At 47.6% G+C, this 12557-nt stretch carries 9 protein-coding genes and 1 pseudogene; 3 read left to right on the top strand and 7 right to left on the bottom strand.

Translation table 11 applies throughout. The features are described from left to right. Nucleotides 1-282: 282 nt before the first annotated feature. Nucleotides 283-1707: an FAD-binding domain-containing protein gene (locus PN470_RS00465; protein WP_016516236.1), complete on the bottom strand. Its 1425-nt coding sequence runs from the start codon at nucleotides 1705-1707 to the stop codon at nucleotides 283-285. A 465-nt stretch (nucleotides 1708-2172) separates the two neighbouring features. On the opposite strand from PN470_RS00465, the pseudogene PN470_RS00460 reads away from it, so the two are divergent. Next, nucleotides 2173-2357, top strand: a pseudogene (locus tag PN470_RS00460) (IS1/IS1595 family N-terminal zinc-binding domain-containing protein); the annotation flags it as partial. A gap of 97 nt (nucleotides 2358-2454) precedes the next feature. Then, on the top strand, nucleotides 2455-3186 hold the full coding sequence (locus tag PN470_RS00455; protein ID WP_103113101.1) for a carbonic anhydrase: 732 nt from the start codon (nucleotides 2455-2457) through the stop codon (nucleotides 3184-3186). A gap of 1 nt (nucleotide 3187) precedes the next feature. Here PN470_RS00455 and PN470_RS00450 read toward each other — a convergent pair whose 3' ends face one another. The 5 genes from PN470_RS00450 to rimP form a co-directional block, all read right to left on the bottom strand. After that, nucleotides 3188-3757, bottom strand: coding sequence for a low-complexity tail membrane protein (locus tag PN470_RS00450; protein ID WP_002738450.1), 570 nt, complete (start codon nucleotides 3755-3757; stop codon nucleotides 3188-3190). Nucleotides 3758-3906: 149 nt separating this feature from the next. Beyond that, nucleotides 3907-6963, bottom strand: coding sequence for a translation initiation factor IF-2 (infB, locus tag PN470_RS00445; protein ID WP_272103331.1), 3057 nt, complete (start codon nucleotides 6961-6963; stop codon nucleotides 3907-3909). 111 nt (nucleotides 6964-7074) lie between these two features. Continuing rightward, nucleotides 7075-7356: a YlxR family protein gene (locus PN470_RS00440; RefSeq protein WP_002738851.1), complete on the bottom strand. Its 282-nt coding sequence runs from the start codon at nucleotides 7354-7356 to the stop codon at nucleotides 7075-7077. Next, nucleotides 7353-8549 (bottom strand): transcription termination factor NusA, encoded by a 1197-nt coding sequence (gene nusA / locus PN470_RS00435; RefSeq protein ID WP_272103329.1) that lies wholly within the window; start codon nucleotides 8547-8549, stop codon nucleotides 7353-7355. The genes PN470_RS00440 and nusA overlap by 4 nt, the downstream gene beginning before the upstream one ends. A 126-nt stretch (nucleotides 8550-8675) precedes the next feature. After that, nucleotides 8676-9146: a ribosome maturation factor RimP gene (gene rimP / locus PN470_RS00430; protein ID WP_272103327.1), complete on the bottom strand. Its 471-nt coding sequence runs from the start codon at nucleotides 9144-9146 to the stop codon at nucleotides 8676-8678. Nucleotides 9147-9360: 214 nt separating this feature from the next. On the opposite strand from rimP, the gene ftsH reads away from it, so the two are divergent. Further along, on the top strand, nucleotides 9361-11256 hold the full coding sequence (ftsH, locus tag PN470_RS00425) for an ATP-dependent zinc metalloprotease FtsH (RefSeq protein WP_272103326.1): 1896 nt from the start codon (nucleotides 9361-9363) through the stop codon (nucleotides 11254-11256). 84 nt (nucleotides 11257-11340) lie between these two features. On the opposite strand, the gene PN470_RS00420 is transcribed toward ftsH, so the two are convergent. Further along, complete coding sequence (locus PN470_RS00420) at nucleotides 11341-12129, bottom strand: response regulator transcription factor (protein ID WP_002739319.1); 789 nt, start codon at nucleotides 12127-12129, stop codon at nucleotides 11341-11343. Nucleotides 12130-12557 lie beyond the last annotated feature (428 nt).

Here is a 12557-nt window from a genome sequence, read left to right as displayed (position 1 = left end):
CCCCAAAAGCTTGGATTGAGTAATAAAACCGAAAGTAATACCATTTCTCTAAATGAAAACTACACATCGAATTTAAATCCCCCTTTAAGTTCCCCTTTTTAAGGGGGATTTAGGGGGATTAAACTTCTGTAGTCAGACTTTGGAGAATTGGTATAACCCCCAATTTTAGGAGAAAGTTTCCCCTGAAAAATCCCAAATTAGTAGATTTACAAAAATGAGATGCACCCTTATGGTTACCCTGTCACCCTGTCCCCACTAAAAACTTTTTGCCACAAACCCTAGTTATTGTTTTGGCTTCTGATTACTATAGAGTCGTTTGAATTCTTTTTGTTGTTGATTATGATCGACAATTGGTTCAGGATAACCGCAACGATGTCTTTCTAAACGGGGGATTTTCCCGGTTACTAGATATTCCGTATCTACGGAAGCTAATTCCGGCAGCCATTGACGAATATATTCCCCTTCTGGATCGAATTTTTGTGTCTGACTAGCGGGGTTAAAAATTCTTAAAGGTTTCGGATCCATGCCACTAGAGGCACTCCACTGCCAACCACCATTATTAGCGGCTAAATCGCCATCAAAAAGTTTCTGCATGAAGTATTTTTCGCCTTTTTGCCAGTTAATAATTAAATCTTTGGTTAAAAAACTCGCCACAATCATGCGACAACGATTGTGCATCCATCCCGTTTCATTTAATTGTCGCATGGCCGCATCAACGATCGGATAGCCGGTTTTTCCCTGGCACCAAGCTTGAAAATGTTCTTCGTTATCCTGCCAAGGAAAATGACGAAATTCTTTTCTATAAGCACCGACCGCCAATTCTGGGAAAAAATAGAGACAATGCTGGTAAAATTCCCGCCAAGCTAACTCTTGCTGCCAAGTGATAATACTATTTTTTGCTTCCTCGGCCCGGCAATTTTCTAATAACTCTAGGGTTGCCGTCCAAATTGTGCGAATGCCAATCGCCCCAAATTTTAAAGCGGCACTCAAGCGCGAGGTGCCATCGAAAGCGGGGAAGTTACGATCTTCTTGATAATTGTTAATAACCCCTTGACAAAATTCTTCTAATCTGCTATTGGCGGCTTTTTCTCCGGGGGTGAGGGGTAAGGGGTTTTGCCAGGTAAAACCTAAATTTTCTAGGGTTGGTAAATTAATAGTTTCTGTGAGTTTCTCCCCCTCATTTTCGTCTAATCCTTGCAGGTTTTCTAGGGTTTTGGGGCGGGCTTTGGCTAATTGGCTCCAATTTTTCCAAAAAGGAGTATATACGGTGTAGGGGCTTTTTGAGAGGGTGAGGACTTGTCCTGGAGCCTGGAGAAGTTGATCCCAGAAGGTTTCTACTTCAATTCCTTTTGTTTGTAAAGCGGCAATTACCTGTTGATCCCGTTGACGCGCGTAGGGTTCAATATCGAGGTTAAAAAAAACTGCTTTTGCCGATAAATTGCCGGCTAAGTTGACGAGTGTTTGACTGGGGTTGCCGCGAATAATCACTAATTGACTACCTTTTTGGCGATAATTTTTTTCTAATTCCTCTAGACAACCGAGCAGATAGGCAACTCTAGCAGGGGCGATATCATCCCCTTCTAAAATAGCAGGATCGAGGCAGAAAACCCCGATGATTTTCGGACTACGCTCCCTAGCTTTACTCAGTCCAATATTATCCGAGAGACGTAAATCGCGACGATGCCAGAAAAGGATTAGGTTTGACATAAAGTAAGGTGATGAGAAGATTATCAGGAGGGAGATTATTTTACATTGAGCTTGTCGAAATGTGGGGTACAGTTAAGAACAAATTCAATTCAAAAATACTCTTTCTGTCATTATAGGACAGTGGATCAAGAATAATTGTCTAATTGGGTGCATCTCATTTTTGTAAATCTACTGAGTTGGGATTTTTAAAGGGAAACTATCTTCTAAAGTTGGTCATTACTTCCGATTTTATCATTCAATGCAAGCCTTTGGGGGGTAGAACCCCCCAAACCCACCGTCGGGGGTAGGGCTGTTTCATTCTCCCATCAGAATACCAAAAGTAAAAGCGATCACAGTCAGATAAAATGAGGGTAATGATTCGGTAGTAGTGCCGTAGCCCTCTTGCTTATCTGGTATGAATTGTGTAGAATATTTGTTAATAAAAATAATTGGAACCCGATCAGTCTTTAAACCTCTAGCTTGAACATGACTTTTCTGATAAATATCTTTTTCTGGCTCCTGTCTGGCTTACTCAAATATCAGTCTAGCACCGAACAAAATCCCCCCCTAGTTCACCTCTATTCCCCTGTCCTAATTGTGGTTCTCACCATACTATCAAGAATGGTTCTATTCATAATGGAAAACCCAAACGTCAATGTAAAGAATGTGGTCACTGAGCTTTTACATTGAGCTTTTACATTGAGCTTTTACATTGAGCTTTTACATTGAGCTTGTCGAAATGTGTCGAAATGTGCTGAATTTAATCCCATGTATAGACGAGAATTACTGCAATTTATAGGCTCTCATGCTCTTTTTGGGGCTATTAATCCAGAATTTACTTGGAATTATCAAAATATTGACCATTGGGGCGAATTATCAACGAATTATCGCCTCTGCACCACGGGAAAGCAACAAACACCGATCGATCTGAGTATAGTGACTGAAAAAGAGCTATACCAACCCACCTTTAATTATCGTCCTATACCCCTAAAAATTCGCCATAACGGTCATACAATCTTGGTTCAGACCGAAAAAGTTGGAAACATGAGTTTTCACGGCGAAAACTGGGATTTATTGCAGTTCCATTTTCATCACCCCAGCGAACATCAGATTAAAGGTCAGTCTTTCCCTCTAGAAATTCATTTAGTGCATCGAAATGGGAAGGGAAATTTAGCAGTTGTGGGCATCTTAGCCGAAATTGGTGCTTTTAATCCCTATTTACAAACCATTTGGGATTATTTGCCCCAAGAACCTTCTCCTGAAATGATTATCCCCGATACTTGGGTCAATGTCGGGCTTTTACTGCCGGAAAATAGCGGTTTCTATGAATATCAGGGGTCTTTGTCCACTCCTCCCTGTAGCGAGGATGTTCTCTGGTTAGTCTGGCAAAATACGATCAAAATTTCTCCCCAACAACTGCAACAATTGGCCGCAATTTTGCCCCGTAATGCGAGGAATATTCAACCCTTAAACGGGCGATCAATCCTGCATTTCAGATAATTTAGATAATTTTATTAACTTTTAGACCAAAAATGGTAAATAACTCAGGAATGCGCTCAATAACTAAAGCTTCGGTCGCTGTCCAGTCACTTTCTTTAGTGGCTAAAACCCCTAGAACACTCAGAGGAACCTGTAAAAATAGGTGACTTAAGAGGAGAGCGATCGCAGCGATGACTAAACCTAAAAGCCGCCATTGGGGGAGATAGGCGGCCACGGCAGCCGCTAGAGGGGCAAAATTATAGATAGGCCAAGCGATGAGAATTAAGAGGACGACTCCCAAAAGAGTCAGAAGACGATGGCGAGGACGTTGAAAAAGAGAGAGAATTTTTAACTGTTCGGGGGTGAGTTGACTCGGTTTCAGGGCGACCAACAAAAGACTAAAGATATCAAAAGGTTTTGTCCACTGCATCCAAAAGACGGGAATAATAGCGATCGCTCCCAGAAATAGCCATTCTAGCCAAAGAAAAGGCAAGGGATCGCCCACAGCTAAACCAATCCAAGCGATTTGTAAAAAGATTGGCAAAGCCGCTAACCCTGCCAGATGAATCCACAAAAAAGGTTCTGATTTCATAGAGGGAAATGAGAATTATAAATTATAAATTATGAATTATGAATTATGAAGTGGGGAGATGGGGGAGTGGGGGAGTGGGGGAATTATGACTGATAACTGATAACTGATAACTGATAACTGACTCCCGACTCCCGACGGTTCAAGTGTAATTAACTGGATAAAGTGCGACGTTTCATGACCATTTCGTAGGCTTCGATAATGTCGCCTTCTTTCCAGTCATTGAATTTAGAAACACCGACACCGCACTCGAAACCGGTGGCCACTTCTCGGGCATCTTCCTTCATCCGTTTGAGGGAATCAAGAACCCCCTGATAAACAATTTCCTTGCCGCGACGCACGCGCAGGAAGCGATTCCGCACCAGTTTACCGGATTGGACATAACAACCAGCCACGGCCCCACGACCGACGGTGAAGACGGCCCGCACTTCGGCAAAACCGAGGTGTTCTTCCACTTCTTCGGGGTCGAGAAGACCTTCCATCGCCCCTTGAATATCATCGAGGAGCTTGTAGATGATATTGTAATCGCGGATATCAACTCCTTCCCGATCGGCGGATGCGCGCGCACCACTGGCAAGGGTGGTATTAAAGCCCACCACCACCGCACCACTAGCGGCGGCCAGATCCACATCGGTTTCGGTGATTTCCCCCGGAGAGGCGAGGAGAACCCGAATCTGTACTTCGTTTTGGGGTAACTGTTTGAGCGCACCGAGTATGGCCTCGACGGAACCTTGCACATCTGCCTTGAGGATGAGATTAAGTTCCTTGAGTTGTCCTTCTTGAGCTTGGATAGAGAGGGTGCTAAGGCTAACGCGACGGGAGGAGAGGGCCTGTTGTAAACGGGTGTTGCGTTGTTCGATCGCCCGTTGATCAGCGATTGATCGGGCCTCTTTCTCACTTTCATAGACATCGAACTCATCGCCAGCGGCCGGCACATCACTGAGACCGAGGATTTCCACGGCAAAGGAGGGGGTGGCTGCTTCGACTTTTTGACCGCGATCATCGATCATGGCCCGAATTTTGCCGAAAACGGAACCGGCGACGATGCTATCACCGACGCGGAGAGTACCATTCTGGACGAGCAGGGTAGCCACGGGGCCTTTGGTGCGGTCGAGGTTAGCTTCGATGACGGTTCCCTTGGCCAAGCGATCGGGGTTAGCGACCAATTCCTCCACTTCTGCCACCAAGAGAATCATTTCCAGCAGATTATCGAGATTTTCACCCCGCAGGGCGCTCACGGGAACCATAATCGTCTCACCGCCCCAATCTTCGGCCACCAGTCCCTGTTCGGTCAATTCCTGTTTAATCCGGTCGGGGTTAGCCGAGGGTTTATCGACTTTGTTAATCGCCACCACGATGGGGACTTCCGCAGCCCTGGCGTGACTGATTGCCTCTTTCGTTTGGGGTTGTACGCCATCATCGGCGGCTACCACCAGCACCGCTATATCGGTGACTCTCGCCCCGCGGGCCCGCATAGCGGTAAAAGCTTCGTGGCCGGGGGTATCCAAAAAGACAATCTGTTCCGGTTTGCCGTTATGTTCCACATCGACGTGGTAAGCACCGATGTGCTGGGTGATGCCGCCGGCTTCCCCCTGGGCGACTTTGGTTTTGCGGATCGAGTCGAGGAGAGTGGTTTTACCGTGGTCAACGTGACCCATAATGGTGACGACGGGGGGACGACGCTGGAGACTTTCCCAGTCGGAGACATCGATCATTTCCGTGGTTTTGATCGCCGCCGACTGGGTGCTGGGGGTTTCCACGGCGATCTCGAAGTCCCTGGCGATCATTTCGATCGTGTCCACGTCGAGAGTTTGGGTGATATTAACCGCCATCCCTTTAAAAAATAGGGTTCTGATGATCTCGGTTTCGGGGACTTTCATCAATTCCGAGAGGTCGCGCACGGTGAGACTGCCAGTGACGACGATGCTTTCCGGGCGTTTTTCCTCTTGAGGTTCTTGGCGCTCGCTTTTCGGGCTGCCGGTGTGGGCGGTTGGTTTACTGGGGCGCTTAACTTTGACTGCTGTTGGGGTGCCGGGGGTGGCAGCTTTAGCGCTGGGCGGTTTGGGTGGACGAGCGGTGGAAAGGGTAAAACTGGGGCTATTGATTAACCCGGATAGTTCCGATTCTAGATCATCGTCATCTTCAAAGAGGGCTTGGGTGCGGCGTTTGTTTTTGCCAGCAGTTTTGGCGGTTTTAGCCGCTTTTTTCTCTTCTTCTTCTTCTTCTTCCCAGGTAGATTTTTTGGCCATGCGAGGGGGCATGGTCGGTCGTTTGAGTTTTTTGGGCCCGTCTGCTCCGAGCAATCCGGTATCCGTATCGATTTCTGTGCCATCAACACCAGATTTCTTGGTGGTGTCGGTTTCTTCCTCGCCGGTAGCCGAGATTTTAGCGGGCATACCGGGGCGAACTGGGCGCTTCAATTCCACCGTCTCCCGCACTTCTCTAGCTGGTTCCCCCAGTTTCGGGCTTTTTCCGTCGGGTCTGCGGTGGAGGGTCGGTTTTTCTGGTTTAGCCAAGCCAGCCCTGCGCTCAGGATTAGGGGCGTTTTCGCTCTCGCCGCGCTCGCGTTTTTCCCCCCCCCTTCGACTTGGCTCAGGGCAAGGGGGCCTGTCGTTACTGCCAGGGGCATTTTTAGATCGGGGTTCTAGCCGGCCCGAGGCACTGCCCGGGCGTGGTTTCGGGGTGAGGGAAGGTCGATTAGGTGGGGCGATTAAGGTGGAGGATACTTCTGGCACTAGCGGCGTTTCGGTCGGGGTTTCTTTAACACTGGCGGACTGAGATGGCATCTCTGCAGCGGTGGGGGGAGTTTTTTCGGCCGCACCGTCGCGCCCTGGGGCAGCAACGAGGGGTTTAACTGGGGGACGGGGAGGACTGATTAAAGTCGGTTTAGCTGAGGAACCGGCAGACCCGGGATAGATTTCCCCTTCTTCGCCAGTTTCGGGGCGGTTGTGTTTATGCAGGGCTAAAATCTTTTGTTTTTTTTCTTCGGCAGGACTAACCGATTCTCGCTGACCCGTGCTATTTTTGCTGGTACTCGAAACAACTCCCTTCGCAGCAATTGCCTTGATGCGTTGGGCATCCTCTTCGCTGATCGTGCTACTGTGGCTCTTGTACTCGATGTTCAACTGGTCACAGATATCCAAAATGTCTTTGTTGTCTAGATTCAATTCTTTTGATAAATCGTAAATTCTGACTTTCGCGTTACTCATCCATTATCCCCCGGCTAAAGTGTTAGTGATCCTATAAGTTGGCTGATTTTTTGATCCTGTCAGGACTGCCCCCTTTCCATGGTAACGATTTTGTGGCTATGATCGTCAATTTTAATCCTGATTTGGACGACCTTGCTTGGCAGTCCCGAGGCGCTCTTGCAAGGATTCATAGAGCGTTTCGGGAATATTGGCTTTTAGGGCGCGTCCGAGACGATTTTTTTGCCTGGCCAGTTGCAGACAGTTGGGCTGCGGACAGATATAGGCGGCTCTTCCCATGCCTTGATCTAATTGTATCTGTCCGGACGGGTGTAGTCGGACAATTCGCCAAAAAGATTCTTTCGGGGCGAAGAGACGGCAGCTAATACAGCGTCGATAATTGACGAAGGGGTTCATTCTTGGTCTAAATCTTGGGATTCTGGGTCTGTTTCAGCGGTTTTTACCTCTTGTTCGCCTTTATAGAGGGCGATATCCTTAATATCGATTTTCCAGCCCGTCAGACGGGCGGCTAGACGCACGTTCTGTCCTTCTTTGCCAATCGCTAAACTCAATTGATCCTGTGCCACCAGTACCAATGCTTGTCTTTCTTCGGCATTAGTGAACAAAACTTGGTCGATACGGGCGGGACTAAGGGCATTGGCGATGTAGGTGGCTGGATCCGGAGACCAGCGAATCACGTCGATTTTTTCTCCCCGCAATTCGTTCACCACGGCTTGAATCCGCGAACCTCTGGCCCCAATACAGGCCCCAACCGGATCCACGTCTCTTTCTAGGGTATCGACGGCGATTTTTGTGCGCGAACCAACGTGACGGGAGGGGGGATTAGCTTCTCGAGCGACGGCGACAATACGCACGATTTCCTCCTCGATTTCGGGAACTTCGTTAGCGAACAGATATACTACCAAACCCGCCGCCGCTCTGGAAACGATTAATTGCGGGCCGCGGTGAGAACCTTCTAGGACTTTTTTGAGCAGCACTTTAAAGGTGGCGTTGGCCCGATAGTTATCGTTGGGCAGCTGTTCCCGTTTCGGTAGTTCTGCTTCCACTTCCGGTTGACCGTAGGTGCTTTGTACCATGACAATAGCGGCCTGTCTTTCAAAACGGACAACCCGGGCCTGTAAAACGGTTCCTTCCAGATCTTGGAACTCCTCTTGAATCAATTTACGTTGGTTATCCCGCAGTTTTTGCAGTAAAACCTGTTTAGTTTGAATCGCCGCCATGCGACCAAATTCTTTTTGGTCGGGGGTGACATCAAGAACTACTTCATCCCCTAACTGGGCCTCATCGGCTACTTCTTGCACTTCTTTGAGACCGATGTGATGGTCGGGATTGGTCACTTCTTCCACAATAGTTTTAGTCGAAAGGATGCGAAAGCCCTCTTCTTCTACGTCTAATTCCACATCAAAGTTATTGAAATAATCTTCATGGAATTGAGCAGCTTTTTCTAAACTTTGGGCGCGTCGATAACGTTCGTAACCCTTGATTAGGGCTTCACGCAAGGCTTCCTGTACGGCATTTTTGGGCAGATTATGTCGTTGGCTAATTTCTTCGAGCATTATTTTTAAACCGGGCAAATTAACAGTAGCCATAATTATTTTTTCTCCTTACTTTTGAGTTATTAGTTAGAACTTGGAATAGGCAATAAGGAACAGGCAATGGGCAATAGAGAGAATAAATAAAAGCAGTCTCCTGGCGACCGTCTCCTGTCCTTTTTTTTACTTTTGATCCCGCCGCTCATCTAAACGGACGCTGATGACGGTAGTGCGATCGATGGTCAGGGATCGACCTTTTTGGTTAAGATAAATAGATTGCTGGTCTCTACCTTGCAGTTTTCCGCGCCATTCTTGCGGTTTTCCCTGGCTATCCTGGCCGGTAACGATGACGGGAAAGCCTTTAAAAGACTGAAATTCGCGCTCACTGCTCAGTTGTCGAGAAATGCCGGGGCTAGATATTTCTAAAACGTAGGCCCCAGGTAAGATTTCTTGACTGTCGAGGGCGGTTTCTAGGGCCCGACTCATCTGCTCACAGTCCTCTAAACCGGTATCTCCCGCAAGATTGCGAATATCGACGCGCAGGACGGGAGGCCTTTTATTGGTTTGGAAAACGATATCGACCACTTCTAGCCCCAAGTTTTCAGCGATAGGGGTGGCTAGGTGCAGCAGGTCGGGGATGAGCGGATGGGTCATGATTTAGACAATAAAAAAAGCGGGCGAAACCCACTTCCCTAAACTGTTAGTGATTGGGATAGGCAGTTGTTAGACTACCTAGCTGAATACAGTATAGCAAAAAACCGTCATCACTATTTGCCCTCAGGGTCGTGGCTGGGGGCAAACAGAACAGTGGTCACGATCGAGTCGATCTGTCACAATGGATACAGGGTAACTAGATATAGAGTCAATTATGGATCAAAAATCTCCACTCACCGTAGTTAGAGCCAAGTCAGCCAAGAATCGTGGTCATCGGCCAGTATGGAAAGGGATTGTCACCACTTGGATGATTCTGCAAACCTTTGGCCATGTCACTCCTGCTTGGAGTCAAAAAAACCAAAATACCCTCACCTACGGTGAATTGTTAGAGAAAATCGAGCAAGGCAAGGTAAAAAAGGTGGAAATCAATCCTTCTTTGCAGCAGGCAGCAGTTACCCTCGTCGGTCAAACGGACAAGGATCCCCCGAAGGAAGTCAATTTATTTGACCAAAATCCCGAATTAATCAAGAAACTGGATGCTAAAAAAATTGAGTACGGCATTCTCCCCAGCACTGACAATTCAGCCCTGATCAATGTTCTCACTAACCTGTTAGTGATTATTATCGTCTTGGGATTATTGGTGTTTATTATCCGTCGTTCTGCCAATGCTTCCGGTCAAGCGATGAACTTCGGTAAATCAAGGGCGCGGTTTCAGATGGAGGCGAAAACTGGCATAGAATTCGATGATGTGGCGGGTGTGGATGAGGCCAAGGAAGATCTAGAGGAAGTGGTAACATTCCTCAAACAACCGGAAAAATTTACGGCTATTGGCGCAAAAATCCCCAAGGGAGTCCTGTTAATCGGGCCACCGGGGACGGGGAAAACTTTACTGGCTAAAGCGATCGCAGGAGAGGCGGGAGTGCCTTTTTTCAGCATCTCCGGGTCGGAATTCGTGGAGATGTTCGTCGGGGTTGGTGCGTCGCGAGTGCGAGATCTGTTCCGAAAAGCCCAGGAAAATGCCCCTTGTTTGGTTTTTATCGATGAAATTGATGCCGTTGGTCGTCAAAGAGGGATCGGTTATGGGGGAGGTAATGATGAACGGGAACAAACCCTGAACCAATTATTGACGGAAATGGATGGTTTTGAAGGAAATACGGGCATTATCGTCATTGCCGCCACCAACCGCCCCGATGTTTTGGATTCGGCCCTGCTGCGTCCGGGTCGTTTTGACCGACAGGTGGTGGTGGATTATCCAGATTCTAAGGGACGTTTGGCCATTTTGGAGGTCCATTCTCGCGATAAAAAGGTGGCTGCTGATGTGGCTCTGGAGGCGATCGCCCGGCGCACCCCCGGTTTTACCGGGGCAGATTTGGCTAATATGCTCAACGAAGCGGCGATTTTTACTGCCAGACGGCGCAAAGAGGCGATTACGATGGAGGAGGTCAACGATGCGATCGATCGGATTGTGGCCGGTATGGAAGGGCGCGCTTTAGTGGATAGTAAAGCCAAGCGTTTGATCGCCTATCACGAAGTTGGCCATGCGATTGTCGGTACTCTCTGTCCTGGCCACGATCAAGTGGAAAAAGTCACCCTGATTCCCCGGGGTCAAGCGCAGGGGTTAACTTGGTTCACTCCCGATGAAGAACAGGGTTTAACCAGTCGTTCCCAGTTGTTGGCCCGAATTGCGGGATTATTAGGGGGACGGGTGGCGGAGGAATGTGTCTTCGGTGAGGATGAAGTGACCACCGGTGCTGGTAATGATATTGAAAAAATTACCTATCTGGCCCGACAGATGGTAACGCGTCTGGGAATGTCGGAATTGGGATTGATTGCCCTAGAGGAGGATGGTAATTCCTATCTCGGTGGTGCTGGCGCTGGTTATCATGCCGACCATTCTTTCGCGATGATGGCGAAAATTGATGCACAAGTGCGGGAACTTGTCAAGCAATGCCACGATTTAGCAACAAAACTTATCCTTGACAATCGTATGGCGATTGATCGCTTGGTGGAGATACTGATTGAACAGGAAACCATTGACGGCGACGAATTCCGGCGTTTATTGACGGAATTTCAGCAACAAGCGGATCGGTCAATGGTGACTATGGTTTAATTTGCTCTTCGTCTCCTTGCTTCATTCAGTGCTTAGGAGACGATTTCAGCCAAAAATCTGCTAATCAGTCGGACAAAGCCAGAATTAACGACTAACATTGTGAGCGGGGATTTTACTCATGGAATGACCGTTATGATTGCCTTTGGTGGAAGCAATAATATTAGCTTCTAAAGCTGAATTGATCTCGGCCAACATTTCTAGATTGAAACGATAGCCAACGTTGCGGACGGTTTGAATTAAATTAGGTTGTCTGGGATCGGTTTCGATTTTTTTCCGCAGAGAGAGAACATGAGTATCAATTGTCCGGGGGTTATCTATTTCCTCGGGCCAAGCGCGACGCAGTAAATCGGCTCTTGATAGGGGTGTTCCCTCCGCTTGGGCTAAAACGTAGAGTAGGCTAAATTCTTGGGGCGTTAATTCGATATACTCCCCGCGAAATTGTACCCGTCTTTGGGCTAAATCTATTTTTAATTGTCCATAATCCAAGTGTAGGGGAGCAGCCCTACCGCCTAAACGACGGGTTAACACTTCTACCCTAGCCATAAATTCTTGCATTCCAAAGGGCTTTTTCAGGTAGTCGTCGGCCCCGGCTTTTAAACCATTGACCACATCTTTTTCGCCATTGCGGGCCGAGAGAATCAGTATTAGAGAATGTTTTTGTTGATAAAGCCAACGGCAGAGTTCGATTCCATCCCCGTCGGGTAAGTCGGAATCGATAATTGCTAAGGTTGGTTGACGGTGAAGGAAAGCTTGACGCGCACTTTGCAGGTTTGCCGATTGATTGACCAAATAGCCGGCCTGTTGCAGATGCCAAGCTAATAGCGATCGCAAGTGCGGGTTGCCCTCAACAATAGAAATATGGATCGATACCACTTGAGTTTCTGCCCCATTACTGCACAGATTGACACATTGTCAGGGTATCAGAATTAATGTCAAGATGTTGTAACAATCGTAACATTCGTCAGCCGTCAGACTTCGGCACAAGCTCAGTAGTTCGACAAGCTCACTAACACGAACGCTTTTTTCTCCCTTCTCCCTGCTTCCATCACCCCATCACCACCCGCAACGGCTCGACCTAGCATCGCGGCTCGACTGAGCTTCGCCGAACGTCCGAACGTCGCGCACGAAGTGGTCTGCCCACTTCATAATTCATAATTTATCCCACATTCCGCATTTCTTATCATTCAATTGATAATTTGATAATTATTACTAATACATTGCTTACAACCCATTGGCAGGAAGGATTATAGCTACAATTATTGATTTTCATCAAGGTGATGTAAAAATATATAAGAATATAT

Source organism: Microcystis sp. CS-574 (assembly GCF_028329095.1).
In the GTDB taxonomy this organism is placed as follows: domain Bacteria; phylum Cyanobacteriota; class Cyanobacteriia; order Cyanobacteriales; family Microcystaceae; genus Microcystis; species Microcystis ichthyoblabe_A.
Note: the sequence above shows the minus strand (reverse complement) of the source record. Positions and strands in the feature narration are given on the sequence as shown.

Excerpts from the sequence above, each read along its gene's own strand:
- PN470_RS00465 (WP_016516236.1), bottom strand. The coding sequence starts at position 1,707 with ATGTCAAACCTAATCCTTTTCTGGCATCGTCGCGATTTACGTCTCTCG.
- PN470_RS00455 (WP_103113101.1), top strand. The coding sequence starts at position 2,455 with ATGTATAGACGAGAATTACTGCAATTTATAGGCTCTCATGCTCTTTTT.
- PN470_RS00450 (WP_002738450.1), bottom strand. The coding sequence starts at position 3,757 with ATGAAATCAGAACCTTTTTTGTGGATTCATCTGGCAGGGTTAGCGGCT.
- infB (WP_272103331.1), bottom strand. The coding sequence starts at position 6,963 with ATGAGTAACGCGAAAGTCAGAATTTACGATTTATCAAAAGAATTGAAT.
- PN470_RS00440 (WP_002738851.1), bottom strand. The coding sequence starts at position 7,356 with ATGAACCCCTTCGTCAATTATCGACGCTGTATTAGCTGCCGTCTCTTC.
- nusA (WP_272103329.1), bottom strand. The coding sequence starts at position 8,549 with ATGGCTACTGTTAATTTGCCCGGTTTAAAAATAATGCTCGAAGAAATT.
- rimP (WP_272103327.1), bottom strand. The coding sequence starts at position 9,146 with ATGACCCATCCGCTCATCCCCGACCTGCTGCACCTAGCCACCCCTATC.
- ftsH (WP_272103326.1), top strand. The coding sequence starts at position 9,361 with ATGGATCAAAAATCTCCACTCACCGTAGTTAGAGCCAAGTCAGCCAAG.